Annotated in this window: 16 protein-coding genes, 2 tRNA genes and 1 rRNA gene; 13 read left to right on the forward strand and 6 right to left on the reverse strand. The window is 56.1% G+C overall.

Translation table 11 applies throughout. The annotated features are described in order from the left end of the window. Positions 1-426 precede the first annotated feature (426 nt). A complete protein-coding gene (locus FE795_RS05500) occupies positions 427-699 on the reverse strand; it encodes an oxidative damage protection protein (protein ID WP_003802413.1) in 273 nt (90 codons plus the stop codon). A gap of 93 nt (positions 700-792) precedes the next feature. Further along, the gene (gene argA / locus FE795_RS05505; protein ID WP_003802412.1) at positions 793-2148 is read right to left on the reverse strand and encodes an amino-acid N-acetyltransferase; all 1356 of its coding nucleotides are present in this window, start codon (positions 2146-2148) and stop codon (positions 793-795) included. 72 nt (positions 2149-2220) lie between these two features. Here argA and hrpA point away from each other — a divergent pair, with 72 nt between their 5' ends. The 8 genes from hrpA to FE795_RS05545 all read left to right on the forward strand — a co-directional run bounded on the left by hrpA (position 2221) and on the right by FE795_RS05545 (position 15581). Then, a complete protein-coding gene (gene hrpA, locus FE795_RS05510; RefSeq protein ID WP_131071415.1) occupies positions 2221-6012 on the forward strand; it encodes an ATP-dependent RNA helicase HrpA in 3792 nt (1263 codons plus the stop codon). Positions 6013-6175: 163 nt separating this feature from the next. Next, a complete protein-coding gene (gene dnaE / locus FE795_RS05515; RefSeq protein ID WP_131071416.1) occupies positions 6176-9652 on the forward strand; it encodes a DNA polymerase III subunit alpha in 3477 nt (1158 codons plus the stop codon). Further along, positions 9649-10755: a glycosyltransferase family 4 protein gene (locus FE795_RS05520; protein WP_131071417.1), complete on the forward strand. Its 1107-nt coding sequence runs from the start codon at positions 9649-9651 to the stop codon at positions 10753-10755. Before dnaE ends, FE795_RS05520 begins: the two co-directional genes overlap by 4 nt. After that, positions 10752-11594 (forward strand): polysaccharide deacetylase family protein, encoded by an 843-nt coding sequence (locus tag FE795_RS05525; RefSeq protein ID WP_003802408.1) that lies wholly within the window; start codon positions 10752-10754, stop codon positions 11592-11594. The genes FE795_RS05520 and FE795_RS05525 overlap by 4 nt, the downstream gene beginning before the upstream one ends. Further along, positions 11567-12373 carry a glycosyltransferase family 2 protein gene (locus FE795_RS05530; RefSeq protein WP_051010442.1) on the forward strand — a complete coding sequence of 269 codons (807 nt, stop codon included), beginning with the start codon at positions 11567-11569 and terminating at the stop codon, positions 12371-12373. The genes FE795_RS05525 and FE795_RS05530 overlap by 28 nt, the downstream gene beginning before the upstream one ends. 33 nt (positions 12374-12406) lie before the next feature. Then, complete coding sequence (locus FE795_RS05535) at positions 12407-13123, forward strand: polysaccharide deacetylase family protein (RefSeq protein WP_003802406.1); 717 nt, start codon at positions 12407-12409, stop codon at positions 13121-13123. Next, positions 13120-14304, forward strand: coding sequence for a glycosyltransferase family 4 protein (locus FE795_RS05540; protein ID WP_219235846.1), 1185 nt, complete (start codon positions 13120-13122; stop codon positions 14302-14304). The genes FE795_RS05535 and FE795_RS05540 overlap by 4 nt, the downstream gene beginning before the upstream one ends. A gap of 158 nt (positions 14305-14462) precedes the next feature. Beyond that, a complete protein-coding gene (locus FE795_RS05545; protein ID WP_003802404.1) occupies positions 14463-15581 on the forward strand; it encodes a glycosyltransferase in 1119 nt (372 codons plus the stop codon). 54 nt (positions 15582-15635) lie between these two features. On the opposite strand, the gene FE795_RS05550 is transcribed toward FE795_RS05545, so the two are convergent. From FE795_RS05550 to FE795_RS05560, 3 genes are read right to left on the reverse strand one after another with little or no spacing between them, the layout of a single operon-like run. Then, positions 15636-15902, reverse strand: a complete 267-nt coding sequence (locus tag FE795_RS05550; protein WP_003802403.1) for a YkgJ family cysteine cluster protein — start codon at positions 15900-15902, stop codon at positions 15636-15638. Next, positions 15899-16666 (reverse strand): YdcF family protein, encoded by a 768-nt coding sequence (locus tag FE795_RS05555; RefSeq protein ID WP_003802402.1) that lies wholly within the window; start codon positions 16664-16666, stop codon positions 15899-15901. Before FE795_RS05555 ends, FE795_RS05550 begins: the two co-directional genes overlap by 4 nt. Beyond that, a complete protein-coding gene (locus tag FE795_RS05560; protein ID WP_059318570.1) occupies positions 16663-17568 on the reverse strand; it encodes a glycosyltransferase family 9 protein in 906 nt (301 codons plus the stop codon). The genes FE795_RS05555 and FE795_RS05560 overlap by 4 nt, the downstream gene beginning before the upstream one ends. A 147-nt stretch (positions 17569-17715) precedes the next feature. On the opposite strand from FE795_RS05560, the gene msbA reads away from it, so the two are divergent. Together msbA and FE795_RS05570 are read left to right on the forward strand one after the other, a co-directional pair. Beyond that, positions 17716-19515 (forward strand): lipid A export permease/ATP-binding protein MsbA, encoded by a 1800-nt coding sequence (gene msbA / locus FE795_RS05565; RefSeq protein WP_407927739.1) that lies wholly within the window; start codon positions 17716-17718, stop codon positions 19513-19515. 30 nt (positions 19516-19545) lie between these two features. Continuing rightward, the gene (locus tag FE795_RS05570; RefSeq protein WP_003802399.1) at positions 19546-20004 is read left to right on the forward strand and encodes a hypothetical protein; all 459 of its coding nucleotides are present in this window, start codon (positions 19546-19548) and stop codon (positions 20002-20004) included. A 268-nt stretch (positions 20005-20272) separates the two neighbouring features. On the opposite strand, the gene rng is transcribed toward FE795_RS05570, so the two are convergent. After that, positions 20273-21736, reverse strand: a complete 1464-nt coding sequence (gene rng, locus FE795_RS05575) for a ribonuclease G (RefSeq protein WP_003802398.1) — start codon at positions 21734-21736, stop codon at positions 20273-20275. Positions 21737-23329: 1593 nt separating this feature from the next. Between rng and FE795_RS05580 the strand changes: the two genes are divergently transcribed. The 3 genes from FE795_RS05580 (at position 23330) to FE795_RS05590 (ending at position 25123) form a co-directional block, all read left to right on the forward strand. Beyond that, positions 23330-24866 (forward strand): 16S ribosomal RNA (locus tag FE795_RS05580). Positions 24867-24959: 93 nt separating this feature from the next. Then, positions 24960-25036 (forward strand) — tRNA-Ile (locus FE795_RS05585). 11 nt (positions 25037-25047) lie between these two features. Continuing rightward, positions 25048-25123: transfer RNA gene (locus FE795_RS05590), tRNA-Ala, on the forward strand. Positions 25124-25466 lie beyond the last annotated feature (343 nt).

Here is a 25466-nt window from a genome sequence, read left to right on the forward strand (position 1 = left end):
TTGACTGCGCAGACATGAACACGTGAGGGGCCTGTTTGGCTTGAGGGTCGGCAAACCGGTTATGGCTTGGCGTAGAAGTGGACCAAGGTAGGGGGCGGCTCTGGACAGGGTGTTCCTTAGCCCGTTATTCCTGTGTTTGTACTGCGTCCGCTACCTGGCTTGGACTCCCTGAGCGTGTATCAAGGCCAGCCGTGATTTTGTGCCTTGGGGCTCTGAGTAGCTTTTAAAAATGCTTTTTTATTTTGATTTTTGACCAGTCTGAAACGTAATTGTGGCGGAGGGTTTCATTTATTTACGTTCCTCTCGGGGGGGAAGTGCTGGGCGGAGGCGTGCGCAAAGAGGGAGGGCGGTGAGTGGAGAGCAATAAATAACCCCCGGAGCACGATGAACATGCTCCGGGGGCGGGTGTGTGGCCTGCTGGTACGTTTAGGCCTGGGGGGCGGTAAAGCCGTCGGCTTCCACGTCCTTGTCTTCAAACAGATATTGTTCCATCTGCTCTTTCAGGTAGCTGCGGGCACGGGCGTCAGCCAGATTCAGGCGGTTTTCATTGACCAGCCGGGTTTGCACTTCCATCCAGTTGGCCCAGGCCTGTTTGGAGATCGAGCGCCAGATTTTGGTGCCCAACTCGCCCGGATAAGGGGGGAACTCCAGGCCCTCGGCTTCCTGCTTGAGCTTCACACAGTGAATCATGCGTGCCATACGTATTCCTTTTTAATCAAATGCTTGAATGCGCGTATTGTACTGAGGGCATGGAGGCCGTCAAACCGGCCTGGAGTCGCTCAGCACGCCAGCTTATAGCTTCTTGATGAAAACCATGCTGTTGCGCGAACGGTTGTAATGCGATTGCTTGCCTTTGGGCAGATCCGACACACCGCCTTGGACAAACCCCCGTTTGATAAACCAGTGAGAGGTGCGGGTAGTGAGCACAAACAGGCGCTTGAAGCCCGCTGCACGAGCCTTGGCCTCGGTGTGACGCAAGAGGATTTCGCCTTCGCCCGAGCCCTGCCATTCCGGGTGGACGATCAGGCAGGCCATCTCGGCCATGCGTTCTTCTTCGTAGGGAATCAGGGCGACACAGCCATAGATAATGCCGTCATGCTCCAGAACGGTGAAGCGTTCCACTTCACGCTCAATGACCGAACGGCCCCGAGGCACCAGGGTGCCGTCAATTTCCAGGGGTTCGATCAACTGCACAATCGCGCCCACATCGTCCAGATTGGCCGGGCGCAAATCGTCCAGCGTGTCTTCCACCACCATGGTTCCCACCCCGTCGTGGGTGAAGATCTCCAGCAAGATGCTGCCGTCTTGCTTGTAGGGCACCAGATGCGCACGGGCAATGCCGCGTTTGACGGCCTGGGAGGCATAGCGCAGGAACGTGGAGCAGTCCTGGTCAAGTTTGCCTGACGCCAGCAGGGCATCGGCATCGGCGCGGGCCAGTTCCGAATCAATATCCAGATTGTTGGAATGACCGATATGCTCGGGTGTCAGGAAAATCAGTTTTTCCGCACGCAGCGCAATAGCTGTGCTGGTAGCCAGATCTTCCATGTCCAGGGTGAAGGCCTCGCCGGTTGGGGAAAAACCCAGTGGGGAGAGTAGAATAAGCGCTCCTTGATTCAGGATGACGCGCATGGCGTCCACATCAAGTTTGCGCACCGCACCCGAATGCTTGAAATCCAGGCCGTCAATCACACCGACAGGACGTGCGGTTACAAAGTTGCCCGAAATAATGCGGATCTGGGCATGGGACATGGGGGTGTTGGGCAAACCCTGGCTGAAAGCAGCTTCAATATCCAGGCGAATTTCACCCGCAGCTTCTTTGGCACACTCCAGAGCGACGGCGCTGGTCGGTTCCGTTCCTCGTCCAAACTGGGTGGTTTCGCCTTTCAGGCGTAGCTGTTCATTGACCTGGGGGCGTGAGCCGTGCACCAGTACCAGCTTGATGCCCAGGGCCGACAGCAGCGACAAGTCCGGAATCAGGGTGTAGAGCAGTCCATCATTGATGAGCTCGCCCCCAAAGGCCACCACGAACGTCTTGCCACGAAAGTCGTGCACATAAGGCGCCACCTCTCTGAACCAGCGCACAAATTGTGCTTGGGATTCATCAGGTGTGTCGATGGCGTTGTACGAGTCGGGGATGTCTGTGTTCATTGCGGGGGATCTTTGCGTCCAAATGGTTTCAAGCCAAAATTATAATGATGTCTGTACCAGAAACTACCTTTCATGCACGAGTCCGACGAATTGACTGAAAACCCACACTCTTTACCAACAATTTCTTATCCTGATGACCTGCCCGTCAGCGCCCGTCGGGCCGAAATTGCCCAGGCAATCAAAGACCATCAGGTGGTCATTGTGTGTGGTGAAACCGGCTCGGGTAAAACCACCCAGTTACCCAAAATCTGCCTGGAGCTGGGCCGCGGCCTGCAAGGCAAGATGATTGGCCACACCCAGCCGCGTCGTCTGGCCGCCACCTCGGTGGCCAAGCGTATTGCCCAGGAGCTGCAATCCGAGATTGGTGACTGGGTAGGGTATCAGATCCGCTTTAACGACAAGACTGGACCGCGTTCTGCCATCAAATTGATGACAGATGGGATCTTGCTGGCTGAGTCCCAGCGCGATCCCTTGTTAAGCCGTTACGACACCATCATTATTGACGAGGCCCATGAACGCAGTCTGAACATCGACTTTCTGCTGGGTTTTTTAAAGCAGTTGCTGCCACGGCGTCCGGATCTGAAACTGATCATTACCTCGGCCACGATTGATGCCGAGCGCTTTGCACAGCATTTTGGTCAACAGGGCAAGAATGCGCCTGTGATCGAAGTATCAGGCCGCCTGTATCCCGTCGATATTGTGTATCGCCCGATTCTGGACCCGTCTTTAGTCGATGCCGAGGAACGTCGTTCTGCCTCCGAGGAAGAACGGGATCTGATGCAAGGCATCGTGGATGCGGTGCAGGAATGCGCCCGACACGGTACTGGCGATATTCTGGTGTTCCTGCCCGGCGAGCGCGAAATCCGTGAAGCCACCGAGGCGCTGGAAAAAGACAAACCCAGCAACACCGTGATCCTGCCCCTGTTTGCGCGTCTGTCTCAGGCCGATCAGGAGCGTATTTTCCGCCCCAAAGGCAATGCCCGCCGGGTGGTGCTGGCGACCAACGTGGCAGAAACCTCGCTGACTGTGCCCGGCATTCGCTTTGTGGTCGATAGTGGTCTGGCTCGCATCAAGCGCTACTCCTGGCGCAACAAGGTCGAGCAATTGCGTATCGAGGCGATCAGTCAGGCCTCGGCCAGTCAGCGGGCGGGGCGTTGCGGCCGTATTGGCCCCGGTATCTGTATTCGCCTCTACGACGAGCAGGATTTCAACAGTCGTCCTCCTTTTACCGATCCCGAGATTTTGCGTTCCTCGCTGGCGTCGGTAATTTTGCGCATGAAGGCCCTGCATCTGGACGATGTGGAAACCTTCCCCTTTGTAGAGCCGCCCACTGGCCGCGCGATTGCCGATGGGTATCAAATTCTGCAAGAGTTGGGCGCACTGGACGAGCAACAGCGCCTGACCAAGGTAGGCCGGTCGCTGGCCAAACTGCCCGTGGATCCGCGTGTGGCCCGCATGATTCTGGCCGGACACGAGCATCATTGTTTGACGGAAATGCTGATTGTGGCTTCGGCCATGTCCGTTCAAGATCCGCGTGATCGTCCTGTTCATGAGCGTGAAGCAGCCAACCAGGCTCACGCCCGTTTCAATGACGACAAGTCCGAGTTTCTGTCCTATGTGAAGCTGTGGAACTGGCTGGAAGAACTGTCGCAGGAACAAAGCTCGCAGCGCAAGTTTGCCAATAGCGTCAAACAGGCCTTGCTGTCGCCGCTGCGCATTCGAGAGTGGCGGGATGTCCACACCCAATTGCGCAGTCTGGTGCAGGAACAGCGCTGGGTCGCCAATCCCTCGCCGGCGACCTATGAGCAGGTGCATCTGGCCTTGTTGACCGGCTTGATCGGCAATATTGGCTACAAGAGCGAAGAAACCGGCGTCTATCAAGGCACGCGTGAATTGCGCTTTGTGATTCACCCCGGTTCCAAGCTGGTCAAAAAAGCGGGCCGCTGGATTCTGGCGGGCGAGCTGATGGAGACCACACGGCTGTTTGCTCGCTGTGTGGCCCGGATCGAGCCGCAATGGATTGAAAAAGTCGGTGCCCATTTGCTGCGCAAAACTTGGAGTGATCCGCGCTGGGAGAAGAAAGCCGGCCAGGTGGTTGCGAACGAGCGGGCGACCTTATATGGCTTATTGATTTACAGTGGCCGTCGCATTCACTTTGGCCGGATTGATCCGGTGCAGGCCCGCGAACTGTTTTTGCGTCAGGCCCTGGTACCGGGCGAAATAGATTCCAACCTGCCTTTCCTGCGCCATAACCGTCAGCAGATTCAGGCAGTGGAACGCCTGGAGCATCAATCGCGCCGTCCTGATATTTTGGTGGACGAGGAACTGATCTACGCTTTTTACGACCAGCGTATTCCCAAGGACGTGTATCAGACAGCCACGCTGGAAAAGTGGTTCAAGGGCCTGACCAAAGAACAGGCCAAGGGCCTGGAGCTAAACCGCGACGAGCTGATGCAGCATGACGCTGCCGGTATTACGACGGAAGTGTTTCCGCGTTCGGTCCAGTGGCAGGGCGTGAAAATGGCGCTCGACTACCACTTCGAGCCTGGTTCAGTGCGCGATGGAGTAACGCTCAGTGTGCCTTTGTTCGCCTTGAACCAGATCGATGCGGCCCGCTGCGAGTGGCTGGTGCCGGGCATGCTCAAGGAGAAGGTGTTGGCCTTGTTGAAGTCCTTGCCACAGCGTATCCGTCGTCACTGCGTGCCGCTGCCCGAATATGCGGCTGCTTTTCACCAACGCTGGTTCGACAAGGCATCCGATCCGGGCATGAGTTTGCTGGATGCGATATCCCAGGATATGTGGGAGCAGGTCAAGCAGCGGCCACAACGCAGTGACTTCAAGCCCGAGACGCTCGCCACCCACCTGTTCATGAACTTTCGGGTGATCGACGAGCATGGACGCATGTTGTCGGGCGGTCGTAATCTGGATCAGCTCAAAGCTGAGCACGGACGTCAGGCCCAGGCCTCGTTCCAGCAACTGGCGGCCAGTGATGAGCAGGTGGCGCAGGTGTTGGAGCATGAGCAACTGAACAGCTGGAGTTTTGGTGAACTACCCGAGCTCATGGAAATCAAGCGCAAGGGACGCAGCTTCATCGGGTACCCGGCCTTGATCGACAAAAAGACCCATTGCGATTTGGACGTATTTGACGATCCGGCCCAGGCCCAGCGTCATCATCGCCAGGGATTGCGACGCTTGTTCCGCTTGGCCTTGCGTGAGCAGGTGCGCTTTCTGGAGAAGAACATAACAGACCTGACGCGGATCAGCATGCTCTATATCAATCTGGGTACGCAGGAGCAGTTACGTGATCAGATTATTGATGTTGCCCTGGAACAGTCCTGCATGATGGAGCCCTGGCCCAAGAATCAGGCCGAGTTTGAAGCGCGTGTGCAAGATGGGCGCAGCCGTCTGGGGCTGGTAGCCCAGGAAGTGGCGCGTCTGGCGGGCCAGATCCTGAATGAGTGGAGTGCGGCGCAAAAAAAACTGGCGCAGATTAAAGCACACCCCGAGGCATTGAAAGACATTCAACAGCAATTGAATGTCCTGATGCCCACCTTGTTTCTGGAAAGTAATGAGTATGCCCAGTTGGCACATATGCCGCGTTATTTGAAAGCCATCCAGACGCGGGTGGACAAGTTGCGCGCCGACCCGGCCCGCGATCAGCGTCTGATGCAGGACATGGCGCCCTTGCTGATGAAGTATCAACGTGCTGTTGCCGCCCTCAAAGGGGCCTCTGACCGCGGACTACGCGATTTTCGCTGGATGCTGGAGGAGCTGCGCGTATCGTTGTTTGCCCAGGAGCTGCGCACACCCATGCCGGTGTCGGTCAAGCGTCTGGAGAAAGCCTGGGCTGCGCTGCAGCGTTAGGCCCTTGGCGCTTCGGTGTTCCCACCAGGCCCGCCTTCGGGCTGGCGACGCCCGGGCCGCTAGCCCCTCTCTGCGTCGATGAGCCTGCTTTTTAAGGCAGGCTCATCGGCTGCAGTCTTATTTCAGAGCCACCAATGTCGATCGGCTTAAGTACAATTCCATCATGAGCGAAATCACCCCTTCCTTTGTCCATTTGCGATCCCACTCGGAATTTTCCGTGGTGGACGGCATCGCCCGTATCCCCGAAATGATTAAAAAAGCGCAGGCCTATGGTCAGCCCGCGCTGGCCTTGACGGACCTGTCCAATTTGTTCGGGCAGATCAAGTTCTATACCTCGGCACGCAAAGCCGGGCTGAAAGCCATCATGGGATGTGATATCTGGCTGCAGAACGAGGAAGACCGTGAAAAACCGGCGCGCTTGCTGCTGCTGGTGCAAAACGAGGCGGGTTATTTAAGTCTGTGTGATATTTTGACTCGAGCCTGGCTGGGCAACCAGTACAAGGGGCGCGCCGAAGTGCAGCGTGCCTGGCTTAAGGAGTGCAGCGGTTTGATTGCGCTGTCCGGTGGCCGCATGGGGGATGTCGGCCAGGCCCTGGGCGATGGCAATCTGGAGTTGGCTCGTGAGTGTGCCCATCACTGGGAGTCCTTGTTCCCCGGCGCTTTTTATATCGAATTGCAGCGCAGTGGCGCGGACGGTGATGAGCTATACGTGCAGGCCGCCATGCGTCTGGCTGCGGAGCTGGACTTGCCGGTCGTGGCCACGCACCCGATTCAGTTCATTGCGCCAGAGGACTTTCGGGCTCACGAAGTGCGGGTGTGTATCGCCGAAGGCGAGCAGTTGGCCAATCCCAAGCGGGTCAAGCGTTTTACGCCGGAGCAGTACTTTCTGAGTACGGATGAAATGCAGCAGCGTTTTGCCGATGTTCCCGCTGCACTGGAGAACACGCTGGAGATTGCCAAGCGTTGCAATCTGGAACTGGAATTGGGCAAGCCTTATCTGCCCGATTTCCCAACGCCTGAGGGTATGTCGCTGGGCGACTTTCTGATTCAACAGGCCCAGCAAGGGCTGGAAAAGCGTTTGCTGCAGCTCTATCCCGATCCGGCCGAACGCGAAAAACAGCGTCCCACTTACGAGGAGCGCCTCTCTTGGGAATGCAACACCATCATTTCCATGGGTTTTCCGGGCTACTTCCTGATCGTGGCGGACTTTATCAACTGGGGCAAGCACAATGGCGTGCCCGTGGGGCCGGGTCGGGGATCGGGGGCGGGCTCCCTGGTAGCGTACAGCATGGGGATTACCGATCTGGACCCCTTGCGCTATGACTTGCTGTTCGAACGTTTCCTGAACCCTGAACGGGTCTCCATGCCTGACTTTGACGTGGACTTTTGTCAGGACAATCGCGAGCGCGTCATTGATTACGTCAAACAAAAATACGGTCGGCAGGCCGTCAGCCAGATCGCGACTTTTGGCACCTTGGGTGCGAAAGCGGTGGTGCGTGACGTGGGCCGGGTGCTGGAGCTGCCCTACAGCCTGTGTGATGGCTTGTCCAAGCTGATCCCGTTCAACCCTGCCGATCCGTGGACGCTGGAGCGGGCGCTGGCCGACGAGCCCGCCTTTCGCGAGCGTTACGAAAATGACGAGGAAGTCAAAGCGCTGATCGATCTGGCCCGTCCGCTGGAGGGGCTGACGCGCAGTGTGGGGATGCACGCCGGGGGCGTTTTGATTGCGCCGGGCAAGTTGATCGACTTTTGCCCCCTGTACGCGCAGCCAGGCCCGGACGCCAACGCCGTATCGCAATATGACAAGGACGATGTGGAGGCTGCCGGTCTGGTCAAGTTCGACTTTTTGGGCTTGCGCAACCTGACCATTCTGGATTGGGCGGTGCGCTATGTGCGCCAGTTCAACGCAGACAAGCGCGACTTTGACATCATGGCGCTGCCATTGGATGACGAGGCTTCCTACAAGCTCTTGTGCGAAGGAAATACCACGGCGGTGTTCCAGCTGGAATCGCGGGGCATGAAAGAGCTGCTGCGCAGTTTGCGGCCCTCCACCTTTGAAGACATCATCGCCATGCTGGCTTTGTATCGCCCGGGTCCACTGGAGTCGGGCATGGTGGTGGATTTCGTGAACCGTAAACACGGTCGCGCCGAGGTCGATTATTTCCACCCTGATCTGGAAAGCACCCTGAGCAGCACTTACGGGGTCATTGTTTACCAGGAACAGGTGATGCTGATCTCGCAGATCATCGGTGGCTACTCATTGGGGGGCGCCGACTTGCTGCGCCGCGCCATGGGCAAGAAAAAGCCCGAGGAGATGGCCAAGCATCGTGTGCTGTTCCAGGAAGGGGCCGTCAAAAAAGGACACGACCCGGAACTGGCGGTCAAGCTGTTTGACCTGATGGAAAAGTTTGCAGGCTACGGCTTTAACAAGAGTCACTCTGCCGCCTATGCGCTGATCGCCTATCAGACGGCGTGGCTCAAGGCCCACCATCCCGCCGAGTTTCTGGCCGCCACCTTGTTGTCCGATATGGACGATACGGACAAGGTACAGATTTTCTGGAAAGACGCCCTGGCCAATGGCGTGGAAGTACTGCCACCCGATATCAATGCCTCCAATTACCGGTTTGAGCCGGTCAAGGATAGTTATACCGAAAAAGGCCTGCCGCCCCGCACCATGCGCTATGGTCTGGGGGCGGTTAAGGGAACCGGCCAGGCGGCAGTTGAGGCCATTGTGGAGGCTCGCAAACAAGGCGGTCCTTTTACCAGCCTGTTTGATTTCTGCCGTCGGGTGGATCGTCATCAGGTCAACAAGCGCACGATTGAGGCGCTGGTGCGGGCAGGCGCCTTTGACTCGATCGACGACAATCGGGCCGCCTTGCTGGCCAGTATTGGTGCCGCCACCGAGGCCGCGGAGCAGGCTGAACGCAGTGCCAATCAGTCCTCTTTGTTTGACGACGATTCCAACGATATTGTGGAAGGCGAAGTGGCCAAAGTGGCCCCGTGGAGTCTGCAGGATCGCTTGCGCCAGGAAAAGACGGCACTGGGTTTTTACTTCAGCGGTCACTTGTTTGATGCCTGGCGCGATGAAGTGCGCCGTTTTGCGCCCACACCACTGGCCCGTCTGGAGGCATCACGCAGTGCGCAGTGGTTTGCAGGAGTGCTCTCGGCCGTGCGTGTGCGCATGACCCGTCGTGGCAAGATGCTGTATGCCATGCTCGATGATGGCTCGGCCCAGTTGGAAGTCGCCATTTTCAATGAGCTGTTTGAAGAGCATCGTCAGCGTTTGAAAGAGGATCAGTTGGTCATCATTCAAGGCAAGGTCAGCAATGACGACTATACCGGCGGCCTGCGTATCAATGCAGATGCCATTTTTGATTTGCAACTGGCTCGCGAAGCGCGCGCCAGTTGTTTGAGCATCGGGTTGAATCATCATGCTGACGCGCAGCGTCTGCACAGTCTTCTGGCCCCGCACCGTGCTCAGGAGCAGGGCGGCGTGCCGGTTGAAGTGCAGTTACAGCGCCCCGATTATGAGTGTGTGGTTCAGTTGGGAGCCCAATGGCGCGTACGTCTGGCCGACTCCCTGCTGGAGCAACTGGAAGCATGGGACGCGACCACGGATGTGGAGATCAGCTACCGATGAAGCCGTTGCGCATTCTGCATTCGGAAGCCGCCACCAGCTTTGGCGGTCAGGAAAATTACATCCTGCATGCCATGCGCATTCTGCGAGAACGCGGGCATCAGGTAGAGGCGGCGTGTCAGCCGCATGCACAATTGACCGAACGGTTGCGTGATGAGGGCTTTGTTGTTCATACCTTGCTGATGGATGGTACGGCCAATTATCTGCGTGGCGTACGCCACTTGCGCCGCGTGTTGCGCCAGGGGCGGTTTGATGTCTTGAACAGTCACAGCCGTCGCGACACCATGTTGGCCGGCGTGGCAGCTCGTCTTGCGGGCACTCCCTTGATCGTGCGCACGCGCCATCTGGCCAAGAAGGTGGGCTCTTTGATGTCTTACACCATCGTGCCCAAGCGAGTGATTGCACCCAGCGCCTACGTGCGAGATCACCTGATCGAGCGGGGGGTGAAACCCGGGCAGGTGCAAGTGGTCTACCCCAGTGTCGACCCGGCGCGCATAGACCGTGCACCTGTGCTCGATTTGCGTGCGCAATTGGGGCTGGCCTCCGATACCTTGCTGGTGGGCTGTGTTGCCGTGTTGCGGCGCGATAAAGGGCATCATGAGTTGATTGTTGCCATGCAGACCTTGTTTGCCCGTTATCCCAAACTGCATCTGGTGCTGGTGGGAGGGGGGTCGCCGGGCTATGAGCAATTGCAAGCCCTGATTGCCAGTCTGGGCTTGCAGAGCCGTGTGCATTTGTTGGGAGCCCGTACCGACGTGCCGTCGATTCTTCCCAATCTGGATGTGTTCGCCCTGGCTACCCACATGGAAGCCTCGGGGACGGTCTTTGCGGAGGCAGGGTGTGCAGGCATTCCTGTTGTGGGAAGCCGCGTGGGCGGTGTGCCGGAAATGATGCAGGAGGGCCGTAGCGGTTTTCTGGTGGACCTGCATGATCAGCAGGCGTGGGGGGAGGCGTTGGAGCAATTGATTCAGAACCCCAGATTGCGGCAGGAGATGGGCGCCGCTGGCCGCCTGTTCTGTCGTAGTGACGAGCGTTTTACGCCAGTTGCCATGGGCGATCGGCTGGAGGGCGCTTATTATCGCTGGCTAAAGGAGCTTCAGGGATGAAAGTGGCCCATACCGTGCCCGTGATGATGTATCACCATGTCACCCCGCAAGGGGGCATGATCAATGCCAGTCCCGAGCATTTCGAGCAGCATTTGCAATGGTTGAAGAAAAACGGCTGGACCAGCCTGACAAGCGCGCAGTTTGCTGGCCATTTGCAAGGTCAGGGCGTACCACCCAAATCGGTGTTGATTACCTTTGATGATGGTTACCTGGATAACTGGGTCTACGCCTATCCCTTGCTGAAAAAGTATGGCTTTAATGCCGTGATCTTCCTGGTGACAAGCTGGATCAACGAGGGGCCTGTGCGTCCTTGTCTGGGCCAGGGCCAGGAGTTGCCTGTATGCCCGGACCATCGGGAATGCGAAGCACGGATTGCCCAAGGCCGGAGCGATGAAGTGATTTTGCGCTGGAGTGAAATTCACGCTATGCAGGCCGATGGGGTGTTTGAGTTCCATAGCCATACCCATACCCATACTCGCTGGGATCTGAGTGAGCAGCGCGATCAAAAGAATGACAAGATGCGCTGGGAGCTGGAGCAGTCCCGCAAAACTCTGATCGCCAACATGGGAATGGTCTCAGACCAGTTGTGCTGGCCTCAAGGTTATTTTGATCCGGACTATGTGCAGCTCGCCCAGCAGGCGGGCTTTCGCTATTTGTACACAACGCGAGCCTTTGGCTCCAACCAGCCCGGCAGTGATCCTTTGCATATTTATCGTTTTGCCGTGCGCGATACCACGGGCGTGTCCGTCGGGCGCAGGCTGAACGTGGCGGTCCATCCCGTGATCGGGCCGATTTTCAACAGGTGGAAAGCATGGCGCCGTCGTCAACGACAGAAGTAACAGCAGTCGCCCCCTTGGGCAGCGGGGCGCGCCTGTCCGTTATCGTGATCACCAAAAATGAACAGACACACATTCGTGCCTGTCTGGAGTCGGTCGCGTTTGCGCACGAGATCATCGTGGTGGACTCCGGCAGCACGGATGAGACGGTGGAGATTGCTCGCGCCATGGGGGCGAAGGTTACGGTCACTTCAGACTGGCCTGGGTTTGGACCGCAGAAAAACCGGGCATTGGATCAGGCTACGGGCGACTGGGTGTTGTCCATTGATGCGGATGAGCGCGTCACCCCTGAGCTGGCGCAGTTGATTCAGCAGGAAATCGCCCAGCCTCAAGGCACGGCGTACCGGATCGCACGCCTGTCTGAGTTTGCCGGGCGCTGGATGCGTCATAGTGGTTGGTGGCCGGATCGGGTCTTGCGCTTATTCAAGCGCGGTACGGCTCGTTTTAATGAGGCCAAAGTCCATGAAAGCGTACAGACTACCGCGCCCGTGCTCACTTTAGAAGGCCATTTTCTGCATTACCCCTACGCCAGTCTGGAAGTGTTTATTGACAAGATCAACCGCTATTCCTCGGATGCGGCGCGCCAGATGCAGGCCAAGGGCAAGACGACTAGCCTGCCCGCTATTGCAGGCCACGCCAGTTGGACGTTTGTGCGTCACTATGTCGTTCGGCGGGGTTTTCTGGACGGACCGCAGGGCTTTATCCTGGCCTGCATGGCCGCTTCGGGCAGTTTGTTTCGATATAGTAAGCTCTGGTATTACACCCGCCAGAAGTCTGATTAGCCCCTTATAATGCCGCCTATGATTCCGATACTTATGTACCATCAGGTCGGCGTGCCCGCGCCCAAAGGCTCGCCGTATCGTGGTTTGACCGTGCATCCCACCGACTTCCGGCGCCAGATGACCTGGCTCAAGCGCTTGGGTTACCGGGGCCTTTCCATGGCCCAGTTGATGCCGTACCTGCGCGGTGAAAAGCAGGGCAAGGTGGTGGGGATCAGCTTTGATGATGGCTATCGAAACGTCTTTCAGAACGCCATGCCGGTGCTGGACGAGTTGGGTTTTACCGCGACCAATTACATTGTTGCCCGTCATCTGGATGGCTCCAATTTCTGGGATCAGCCCAAAGGCGTACCGCATTCCGGTCTGATGTCTTTGCCCGAATTGCGGGCCTGGGTGAATGCTGGGCACGAAGCGGGTTCGCATACGCTCGATCATGTACATTTGACTGATGTCTCTTCGGAAATTGCGCATTACCAGATTGCGCAATCCAAGGCAGAGCTGCAAGAGGCGTTGCAAGTAGAGGTCAGCGCCTTTTGTTATCCCTATGGGGATCAGAATCAGGGGATTCGCGAGCAGGTGCGTCAAGCGGGCTACCTGAATGCCACCACCACCAACCGGGGGCTGGCCCGTCTCGATGATGATCTGTTTGACCTGCCACGTGTCACTGTCTCGCGTTCCACGAATATTTTGCGTTTCCTCCAAAAATGCGTGACGCGGCTGGAAGACAAGCGCCGGACGGTATCCCGCTCATGAGCTCAGGGCAAGCCCAGGATACTGACGTGGCGATTCCCGAGCGCCTGCGCATTGCGTTTGTGGTCGACCGCTTTGGCAACCGCTTCGGGGGCGCCGAGGCCTATGGCGTTGAACTGATGCGCGAGTTGGCGCAGCACCATGAAATCACTGTCTTTGCACGCGAATATGACAGCCGCTGCGACCTGAAGCTGGCCTATGTCCCTATCCGTCATTGGGCACGCTGGCCGGGCTGGATACGCGGTATTCTCTTTGCGCGCCAGGCGGCCAAGGCCACTGCCCAGGGCTTTGATATTGTTCATTCGCATATGAATGGTTGGTGTGGTGATGTGGAGGTCGTTCATGTGACCCCCGTTCGTTTTAACTGGCGGGTGCGGCCTTTGCCCTGGCTGAAAAAGCTGGGCTCGTATTTCAGCCCTCGGGTCTGGGGTTATCTGGGTTTGGAAAAGCGTCGTTTGCGTCCTGGGCCGCATGCTGTTGTTGCGGTATCGGGATTGATTGCCGAGCAATTGCAGCAATCGTATGGCAATGTGCATGATTATCCGGTGATTGCTCCCGGTGTGCTTATGCCCAAAGCGGACCCTCAGGGAGTCGAGCGTGCCCGTGTTCGCGAGTCCCTGGGTTTTAACAAGGAACAGGTGGTGTGCCTGCTGGTGGCACGCAATCCGCTGCGCAAGGGCTTAAATACCGTCTTGCACGCCCTGGCGACACTACCCGATCATTACCGTCTGCTGGTTGTAGGAGGGAAACCAGGGCTGCGGGATCAAATACGACAGCAGTTGCAGGCCTTGAACATGCAGGATCGCGTGATCTTGCAGGGGGAAACGTCCAACGTCGAACCGTTTTATCGTGCTGCCGATATTTACGTACACCCCACCCTGAATGACAGCTTTGGCATGGCGCCTTTAGAGGCTATGTCTTATGGCTTGCCCGTGGTCTTGAGTCCGGCCCCCTGGTGTGGCTTTGCCCAGTATGTGCAGGGTGGCTATCATGCGCTGTTGCTCAGCCATCCCGAAGATGCCCGGGAATTGGCCCAAGGTATCGAGGCAATCAGCAAAAATCCGGTGATGGCACGCAATCTGGTCGAAAATTCTCGTGAACTGCTTGTCCAGTTCAGTTGGCCGGCCGTGGCAGCGCGGTATCAAGACCTGTATCAAAAAGTGTTGCGTCGCCGCCAAGCATAAGGCTGCCCAAGACCCGTTTTTCTCTTTTACTGATATAAAAACGCCCGAGCTGGCGTTCAGTCATTGTTCAGCTTGTGAAATAGCGAATACACTTTGTGGCCGGTAGATGCTTGACCTGAGCATTTACTTGTCATCCACAGCCGCTGATGGAGCGAGTTTTGAAGGTCCTGATCACGGATATACACCACGGTAATGGCGGCGGCCATGTCACCTATATTTTGGGGTTGTTGCGCGGACTGTCGCATCGGTGTGACTTTACGCTGGCGGCGCCGACAACGGGTCGTTTATATCGCGAAGCCTCCCAGATCCCGGGGGTCAGGGTGCTGCCGGGCTTTTACACAGCCCGAGTAGGGGCCGCTTTGTCTGAAATGTGGCGTCTGCGCCATTTTTTGCGGCGCGAGAGCTTTGATATCGTGCATTGCAACGGCAGTACCGATCATCGTCATGTCATGATCGCCAGCAAGATGCTGCCCAAGCCCCCCGTCATTATCTGGACCAAACACAATACCAATCGCGTTCATAGTCTTGGCAATCGCTTGCGAGCACGCTTTGGAACCGATCTGTGTATTGCTGTTAGCGATTATGTGGCACAACAACTGGCCCATTCGGATTATCGACGTTGCACGGTTGAGCGGATTTACCATGGTTTGGACCTGGAACACTATCGTCCGGTCAGTCGGCAGGAAAAACAGGCGGCCCGTTTGGCGCTGTTTGGTCCGGGCGTGACAGAGGACTGTCTGGTTCTGGGCTCGGTAGGGGGAACGGATCTGGAAAAGGGCTGGCTGCTACTGGTGCAGGCCGTGGCCCGTCTGGAGCCCGCGCTGAAACAGCGCGTGCGGATTCTGGTGGCTGGCGATCCGCCTGCCCCTGCGGTCTGCGAACAGGTACAGGCCTTGGGGTGTGCGCAACAAGTGGTGTTTCCCGGATTGGTCAAAGACGTTCGTTCGGTATTGGCAGCGTGTGATGTCGGTTTTGTCTTGTCGTATAAAGAGTCGGCATCTTATGCGTGCTACGAGTCGTTGGCATTGGGGCTGCCGGTGCTGATCTCCAACGCGGGCGGTTTGCCAGAGAGCATAGAGCATCAGCATGAGGGCTGGGTGGTGCCATGTGGTGACGTGGCGGCCATTGAAACTCACGTACGGGACATGTTGTGTCAGAAATACTGTCTGCATACGGTGGGTAAACGGGCCAGAGTCAGAGCAGAAAAACGGTTTGATGCACAGCGTTTTTCATTAGATACCTATCAGGCCTATCTGAAAGCGAAAACCGGCAGCTAAGCGTCCCTGGTAAAAAAAGAGACATTCTGGACTTGAGCCTGAATGTCTCTTTGTTTAAGACTTCAAGCCAGGAGCGGTCAGCGTTTCCAAGGTGCTTAACCAGATCAACGCATCCTGCCGCTTTTCCCCGCACATTTCCCGACTAGCTTGCAAGCCAGAGCAACAGGCCGGCCGCTCTGGCTGACCAAAAATTCGGCATCGCTGTTGTTCATCAAGCTGGATACAGGGCACACCAGCGGGTTTGCCGTCGGGCATACCGGGGATGGGGCTGGAGATCGAGGGGGCGATACAGCAGGCCCCGCAGTCGGAACGACAGATCATGCGGCCCATCCTCGGGACCAGTACACCAGAATTCCAACGTATTCCTTGATGATGGAACGGCTCGATTGCAAGGCCATCAGACTGGGCTTCCACAGGGAAAAGCCGGGACTGTTCGGTACCGTCAACTGTGGAGCGGCGCCTGCCGCAATCACATTGACCCCTTGCTTGCGAAAAATGGCCATGGCTCGAGGCATGTGCAGGGCAGAGGTGACCAGCAGAACCCGTCTGGCTTGCTTTTCCTGCAGCAACTGGGCCGTGTACTCGCCGTTTTGCTGGGTGGTCAGACTATTGTTTTCCATCAGTGTGGCGGAAGCGGGAACATCCAGATTGATCAGGGTGTTAGCCATGACCTGGGCTTCACTCACCCCGCCGTCCAGGGCCGCGCCGGACAGGACGATATAGGGGGCCCGGCCCGCCTTATAGAGTTCTGCAGCCCGCTCTACCCGTGCCGAGGTTCTTTGCGCCGTCTGTGGCAAAAACCAGTTGCTGCGGTTTTGGGCTGTATGCCCTCCCAACACCACGATGGCATCGGCTTGTTCCACCTGGGCGGCAGGCTGGTAAGGATACATCTTCTCCAGATAGCCACCGGCATACAGGCTGGTGGCGGGCAAGGACCAGGCGCCTGTCCAGAGTAAGCCGGCCAAGGCCAGCGCAGCGGCAGTTTTTCGCAGACGCACGATAAACAGCAGGACCGCCACTAGCAGCAGAGCGGCAAACAAATTCAGTGGAATGACCAGGCTGGTCAGAATGCTCGATAGGCTCATGGATGTTCCCGCTTGGACTCCAGGACATGTACCACCTCGTCCAACGTCGGCCATTGACCATCCCTACCCAGGCAGATCGCCCGTGGAGACCAGGGGCCGGTATCTTCGGGGTTGGTGACGCCACAGAGGGTCAGTTGCTGGGCCTTGATGGCGGCGGCGACGTGAGACACGCCGGAGTCATTGCAAATAACCCACTGCGCCTGCTGGCAAAGTCGTGCAAACGCGCCCAGGGGCAAAGGCGGCAAACAGCGTGCGCTAGGCGCATTTTGCAGGGCGGCCTCATACTCGTTGGGCGGGGGGCACATAATGACGGTTTTGCCTTGGGCTTGCAGATGGCGGGTCAGTTGGTCGAAATAAGGCCAGACTTTGACACGGCCTTTATGCAGTCCCGTTGCCGTCGGGGCGATCAGAATATAGTCACCGGGGCGCAGGGCGGCTTGGCGCAGACTGTTGTCGCCTTCTTGCCGTTGCAGGGGGCTGAGCGTCAAGTCCAGGGTGGCTGGGGCTTGTTCAGGAACCGGGCCTAGATGCCACAGTGCCAAAGCCTGCTGAACAATATAGAACCAGGATTGCACTGCATGCAACTGCTTTTGCGGTTTATTGATCGGCCAACGTAATAAAAGGCTACGACCATCGTCCCGGTAGCCGCAGGCTGGCAGGCCGGCCAGTTTGAAACTGAGAGCGCTGCTTAGCGAGTCGGGCAGCAGCAGGCCGTACGCATTGTGATGGCCATGCTGGCGGCGATAGCGACGTATGGCTTTGGCGTCCTGATGCCAGTGGCTGGTCATGGGAATGAAACCGTGCAAGGGGTAAGCCGAAAGCAGTTCGCGGGCCCAGGGACGGGCGCACACGACAACCGGCAAACCGGTATCCAGCAGAGCCTGTAGACACGGCAGGCTCATGCATACATCGCCTAGCCAATTAGGCAATCGCAGGTAAAGGGCAGAGGGATCAGACATGAACAGGACAACGAGACAGAGCGTACAAGAGCCGGGACGCTCGATTCAGGCAATGAGCGTTAGAATAAACACAATTAGATAGTATATAGGGTGTCCTCGTTGTCCAACGCCATACAATCCAAAATCAAGCCTGCTGGGCACGATCCCGTCAAATCCGATCTCTGGAAGCGCATTTACAGCCGTTTGCTTCCGTATTGGAAGGTTGTTGTGGTCGCGCTGATCTTGGTCAGCATTTCCTCGGCCACCCAGCCGGTCCTGGCGGTCATTATGAAGCCTTTGCTGGACGGGGGCTTTACCGGCGCCAATCCCGACTATATGTGGACCATCCCCTTGTCGGTGATCGGGTTGATGTTTGTACGGGGAATCACCACCTACGGCAGCTCTTATTTGTTTGCCTGGATCGCCAACAAAATGTTGCTGACGTTACGGGCAGACATGTTCTCGCGCCTGCTGGGATTGTCCGATTCGGAGTTCAAACAAGGCGACACGGGTCGCTTGCTGAACCGTTTCACGATTGATGCGGGCACCATGACAGGGGTGGCCACAGAAGTGGTCACGGTTGTGGTGCGTGAAACCCTGACGGTCATCGCCTTGCTGGGCGTGCTGCTTTACATGTCGTGGCAACTGACCGTCATCGTGTTTCTGGTCATGCCTGCCTCGGTCTTCGTGGCCAAAATGGTGTCGCGCCGACTGCGACGCATCAACCGCGATACCGTCAACATGAATGCCGAATTGACCCGGGTCGTCAGCGAAGCCATTGATGCCCAGCGCGTCATTAAGCTGTTTGATGGTTATGAGCGTGAAAACACCCGTTTCAGGTATGTGAACGCCCGCTTGCGTCGTTTTGCCATGCGTGCAGCCTCGGCTGATGCCGCCTTGTCGCCCATTACTCAGTTGTTTGTGTCCATTGCAGTGGCCGGGGTCATTTTTGTAGCCCTGTATCAGGCCAATACCGGCACATTGACCATAGGCAGCTTTGCGGCATTCATGGCTGCTCTGGGGCAGATTTTTGACCCGATCAAGCGCCTGACCAATATCACGGGCACCATGCAACGCATGTTGGTGGCCGCAGAAAGCGTGTTCAAGCTGGTCGATCAGGAGCCAGAGCCGGACACGGGCACCCGCGAACTCAAGCAGCCTGTGTACGGCCATATTGAATTCGATGCCGTGTCGCATCGTTTCCCCAATTCCCATCGCAACACCTTGTCAGAGGTCAGCTTTGCCGTCCAGCCGGGACAGACCATTGCGCTGGTGGGGCGCTCGGGCAGTGGGAAGACGACACTGGCCAATATGGTCCCACGCTTTCTGCTTCCGACTAGCGGACAAGTTCGAATCGATGGTATTGCGTCGGAAGAGCTGACCTTGCGCAGCTTGCGTAGCCACATTTCTCTGGTCAGCCAGGATGTCGTGCTGTTTGAGGCGACGATTGGCCAGAACGTGGCGTACGGCGCCGGCGTCGATGCCGATGTTTCTGTACAGCGTATCTGGGAAGCGCTGGAAGCGGCTAATTTGCGTGAGTTCGTGGAAAGTCTGCCGCAGGGGCTCGATACGATGGTGGGCGAAAATGCCAACTCCTTGTCTGGCGGTCAGCGCCAGCGTCTGGCTATTGCTCGTGCCCTGATCAAAAATGCGCCGATCCTGATTCTGGATGAGGCCACCTCGGCGCTGGATAATGAGTCCGAACGCCAGGTTCAGATGTCGCTTGAGACCCTGATGAAGGGGCGCAGCACCTTGGTGATCGCGCATCGCTTGTCCACGGTTCAAAATGCCGATCAAATTCTGGTGCTGGATGAGGGGCGGATTATTGAGCAGGGTCGTCACGATGAACTGTTGGCCCGCAACGGTGTATACGCCGGTTTTTACCAAATGCAATTTCAGTTCAACGAGTAAGCAGCCGGGGGCTGCACCATAAGGAACATCATGAAGAAAATCATTCTTGCGCTGGCTGGTTTGGCTGTGTTGGCAGGGTGCGCCAAGCAGAATGCAGAATTGCGGGAGCAGGATTTGCGTCGCTCCAGCTATTTCAAGACCGAGCGGCGCATCAATATGGATTTTGTAGCCATTCAGCGCGCCTTGTTCAAACATCAGGCAGAGTGCGGTAAAGCGGCCGTATTCAAGATGGACGAGCGTCAAGCCAGCTATGGGACCTTGCGTTACGAACTGGAGCCGGGGGCGGGTTGGGAAAAAAGTATTCTGGTGGACCTGACCCTGATGCAAAAAGGCTGGGTAGATGCCAAGGTTTATAGCTACTCGGGCAACGTCAAAAAGGAAATCAATGAAATATTTACCTCTTTGCGTGCTCCCGGCGTATGTAACCCCGAGGATGCGCCTAAAGAGGTGGTGCCCGAGGATGACTTTGTGCCCGTTACGCCGCTTTAAGCATCACGGTTTTCTGGGCGTGAAGAGCACCGCGTCCGGCTCTGCTCAGACGCCACGCAGATGACAGGTAACCCCCCTGAGTCACACTTGACCCGCCTTTTTGGCGGGTTGATCGTTTCTGCAAGGGCTTTTCTTGACAAGGGTGAACCCGTGTTTTGTCCCGGAGCCCAAGACCGAGTCCCCGCCTGCTCAAGTTCTGGCGTGTGGGGCAGGGCGAGCCAGAGCGTTGCCCACAGTGTCCGCGCTGCTCGTCCCGGGCACCGTGGATTTACAGCAAAATAATGTCGTACTGTTCCTGGGAGTAATGGGGGTCTACCTCCAAAGAAATAGGCTTGCCAATAAAGTCTCCCGCCACCGCCAGATGCTGGCTTTCTTCTTCCAGAAACAGATCCACCACTTCCTGCGATGCCAGGATGCGGAACTCTTTGGGATTGAACTGCTTGGCCTCGCGCAGCACCTCACGCAAAATTTCATAGCAGACGGTGCGAGCCGTCCGTACTGAGCCGCGCGACTGGCAGGTTGGGCAGGGCTCGCAAAGTTGATGTGCCAGAGAGTCGCGCGTGCGTTTGCGCGTCATTTCCACTAAGCCTAACTGACTAAAACCGTTAATCGTCACACGCGTGCGGTCTTTGGCCAGTGCTTTTTGCAGCTCCTGCAATACCGACTCCCGGTGAGCGGGGTCGTCCATGTCAATGAAATCCAAAATAATGATGCCGCCAAGATTGCGCAAGCGCAGCTGGCGAGCCAGGGCAATGGCCGCTTCCAGATTGGTCTTGAAAATGGTGTCGTCAAAGTTGCGCCCGCCCACAAAGCCGCCGGTATTCACATCTACGGTTGTCAGGGCTTCGGTCTGATCGATAATCAAATAACCGCCAGATTTCAAATCCACCCGGCGCGACAAGGCGCGGTTGATTTCCTCATCGACGTGGGCCGTGTCAAACAAGGCGCGGCTGCCTTTGTGATGGCTGATGCGCTCCAGTACGGACGGCGTGTAAATCTGGGCCCATTCCTTCATTTCTTGTACAACCGTACGCGAATCCACGATGATGGATTGAGTGTTGGGGGTGACCATATCGCGCAACACACGTTGCGCCAGGCTCAGGTCTGTATATAACACCGAGGGGGCGCCTTGTTCGCGGATGCGTTGCTGAATGCGCGTCCAGAGTGTACGCAGATACTGTTGGTCGGCGCTGATTTCTTCGTCTGTGGCACATTCAGCCTGAGTGCGGACGATAAACCCCCCCTTTTCATCCTTGGGCATCAGACGGCTGACACGTTCTCGCAGCTCGATTCGGTCCGCATCCGAGCCAATGCGTTGTGATACCCCGATATGAGGGTCAAAAGGCAGATACACCAACATGCGACCTGCGATGCTGATTTGCGTGGAAACACGGGCACCTTTGGTGCCCAAGGGGTCTTTGATGACCTGTACTAAGAGTGACTGGCCTTCGAACAGGAGCTTTTCAATGGGTGTAGTCGCACTACCTTGATTGCGTTCGGTACGGTTCTGGCGCAAGTCCGCAACATGGATAAATGCCGCGCGCTCTAGGCCAATATCAATAAAGGCACTTTGCATGCCGGGCAGAACCCGCGCCACCTTTCCTAGATAGACGTTCCCTACATAGCCGCGTTGGATGCTGCGCTCGATATGAATTTCCTGGACAGCACCTTGCTCGACCAGGGCAACACGGGTTTCGAAAGGAGTTACGTTAATCAGGATGTCTTCATGCATGGTTAGTTTCGCTAAAGGAATATCTGTTCCGGGCTAGTGTAGGGCCAAGTCAGTGAGGCTGCTATGCCTTTATGACTATATAGAGTGTTTAGGGATGATGAATGCCTCGCTTGCCTTTGTTCTGGGGGCTGCTTGTGGGCGCTTGTGGTTCAAGCCGCTCTATATAGGACGCCGCTCGGGGGCCCGGGACAGGGGGGGCGGACTACTTGCCGGTGCCCCGCGCCTGTCCCCTTGTCCGAGCCACCATCGGGGCGCAGTCTGAACTCGCCTAGTGATTGGTCCCCCGGACCAAGCACAAACCTTGGGCTCAAACAGCAGACTGCTTGCATCCCCGATGGTGACTACACCTGCGGTAAGTCGTCTGACTCGCCCCAACCCCTGTCCCGGGGCCCCGAGCGGCTGATAGCACTGCATAATGCTTGATCTGGGTGGCTACTCAAACACCTCCTATCTATATAGAGACACTCTTGATTTGGGGCGAGGACCTGATGATGTGTGTTCTCCGTCGCCATCTGGTTTGTCAACCAACCCACAGGACGGTCAGTTAGTTAGTTAGTTAGTTAGTTAGTTAGTTAGGTAGGTAGGTAGGTAGGTAGGTAGGTAGCCCATCGACTGGCGACTGTTTTTTGGCGCGTGTTTTTCCCTCTTATCTATATAGTGGGGTGAACAGGCAGAGGACGGAGGGAGGTTTTTGCGATTCTTGTGTGCAGAAAACAGTGCTTAGCTCGTGTTTTGCTCTATAGATCGCTGAGTCCTCCTGCCAGCAGGCAAAAACCGGAACTTAATCTAAAAATATTTTTAGGGTGATTCTTCATAGTTATCAATTAACTACCTCGTTTTGCAGGGTTTGCTCTCTTCAAATATCCAGAAAAATGCCAAAGAAAGCTTGCAAAGCCAAATTTCATCGTGCTATAGTTCTTTTCTCGCTGCGGCACACACAGGGTTTTCCCTCAAAGCGCCGCAGAGAGCAGTTAGACAAGATTCACCGCCTTGGCCAAGAGGCCCGCACCGAAACTTGCATGACTGAGTCAGGTAACTGACACGGTGTAAAACCCGGAGCTTGACAAATCAGAAAATTCTGTGTTAAAGTTCTAGGTTCTGCTCCAGAGAACGCAACGTTAAGTTTTTAGCTGGTTGTAAACAGCGCTGAAAATTTACCCTTGTTTGTGAAGTTGAATGGTTGGCCTCACGGTTGATTGTTCGCCAGGCAGTTCGGAACGAAAGTTCTGGTTTAAGCGGGACGAGTTGGACGGTTTTAAAACTTTCTAACTTCTTCAAAAAAAACGCTTGACACACTGCCTGATCTGCTTCATAATCTCGTTTCTCTGCTGCTAACACAGCAAGGCACGAAGCGCCAAGCGCGACGAGCCAGCCGGGTTAGTCAGTGGAACGACAGGTAACTGTCACTGCTCTTTAACAATTAACAGCCGATAAGTGTGGGCGCTTGGAATGAGCGAGTCGAACCCTTCGGGGATCGCCACAAGTTTGTATCAAGTGCTCACAAACGAAAGATGAAGAATTACCTTGTGTAACTCTGAATTTTTCTTTGAGACACAATCGGTCTCGTCGCAAGACGGGACAACCACAGAGATTAAACTGAAGAGTTTGATCCTGGCTCAGATTGAACGCTAGCGGGATGCTTTACACATGCAAGTCGAACGGCAGCACGAGAGAGCTTGCTCTCTTGGTGGCGAGTGGCGGACGGGTGAGTAATATATCGGAACGTGCCCAGTAGCGGGGGATAACTACTCGAAAGAGTGGCTAATACCGCATACGCCCTACGGGGGAAAGGGGGGGATCGCAAGACCTCTCACTATTGGAGCGGCCGATATCGGATTAGCTAGTTGGTGGGGTAAAGGCTCACCAAGGCAACGATCCGTAGCTGGTTTGAGAGGACGACCAGCCACACTGGGACTGAGACACGGCCCAGACTCCTACGGGAGGCAGCAGTGGGGAATTTTGGACAATGGGGGAAACCCTGATCCAGCCATCCCGCGTGTATGATGAAGGCCTTCGGGTTGTAAAGTACTTTTGGCAGAGAAGAAAAGGCATCCCCTAATACGGGATGCTGCTGACGGTATCTGCAGAATAAGCACCGGCTAACTACGTGCCAGCAGCCGCGGTAATACGTAGGGTGCAAGCGTTAATCGGAATTACTGGGCGTAAAGCGTGTGTAGGCGGTTCGGAAAGAAAGATGTGAAATCCCAGGGCTCAACCTTGGAACTGCATTTTTAACTGCCGAGCTAGAGTATGTCAGAGGGGGGTAGAATTCCACGTGTAGCAGTGAAATGCGTAGATATGTGGAGGAATACCGATGGCGAAGGCAGCCCCCTGGGATAATACTGACGCTCAGACACGAAAGCGTGGGGAGCAAACAGGATTAGATACCCTGGTAGTCCACGCCCTAAACGATGTCAACTAGCTGTTGGGGCCGTTAGGCCTTAGTAGCGCAGCTAACGCGTGAAGTTGACCGCCTGGGGAGTACGGTCGCAAGATTAAAACTCAAAGGAATTGACGGGGACCCGCACAAGCGGTGGATGATGTGGATTAATTCGATGCAACGCGAAAAACCTTACCTACCCTTGACATGTCTGGAATGCCGAAGAGATTTGGCAGTGCTCGCAAGAGAACCGGAACACAGGTGCTGCATGGCTGTCGTCAGCTCGTGTCGTGAGATGTTGGGTTAAGTCCCGCAACGAGCGCAACCCTTGTCATTAGTTGCTACGCAAGAGCACTCTAATGAGACTGCCGGTGACAAACCGGAGGAAGGTGGGGATGACGTCAAGTCCTCATGGCCCTTATGGGTAGGGCTTCACACGTCATACAATGGTCGGGACAGAGGGTCGCCAACCCGCGAGGGGGAGCCAATCTCAGAAACCCGATCGTAGTCCGGATCGCAGTCTGCAACTCGACTGCGTGAAGTCGGAATCGCTAGTAATCGCGGATCAGAATGTCGCGGTGAATACGTTCCCGGGTCTTGTACACACCGCCCGTCACACCATGGGAGTGGGTTTCACCAGAAGTAGGTAGCCTAACCGCAAGGAGGGCGCTTACCACGGTGGGATTCATGACTGGGGTGAAGTCGTAACAAGGTAGCCGTATCGGAAGGTGCGGCTGGATCACCTCCTTTTAGAGCGAATGGCTCGCAAAGCGAAAGCGTCCACACTTATTGGCTGTTAGTTTATGTCATGACCATTGAAGGTATCGCCCACTGGTGATAGATGGGTCAGTAGCTCAGTCGGTTAGAGCACCGTCTTGATAAGGCGGGGGTCGTTGGTTCGATTCCAACTTGACCCACCAACGATTACCTCGGGGGATTAGCTCAGCTGGGAGAGCACCTGCTTTGCAAGCAGGGGGTCGTCGGTTCGATCCCGTCATCCTCCACCACCGCTTTTATAGGTGGTTGTCGATACAGCAAGGTCCATGACAGAGTATCGGGCACAGACAAACAACGGTTTGCCTGGCGCTAGATTCAACGAAGAGTGTTCTTTTTAAAGAATACTGCTCGTTGGGTTATGCAACCCACGAATTGCTCTTTAACAATTAGGAAGAAGCACAACGAAGGTGTGTTGTCTAATAAACGCAAGACGATTAGTCGACTTGTGATGACAATACACGGGTTGTGATTGCAACAGAACAAATTATGTTCAACGAAAGTTCTCAAAAATATAGACGTTGTCTGATCTTCGGATTGGATAACAGCTAAGGATTGATGAACGGCAACAACGTA

The sequence above is a fragment of the Alcaligenes ammonioxydans genome (assembly GCF_019343455.1).
GTDB classification, from domain to species: Bacteria; Pseudomonadota; Gammaproteobacteria; order Burkholderiales; family Burkholderiaceae_B; genus Alcaligenes; species Alcaligenes ammonioxydans.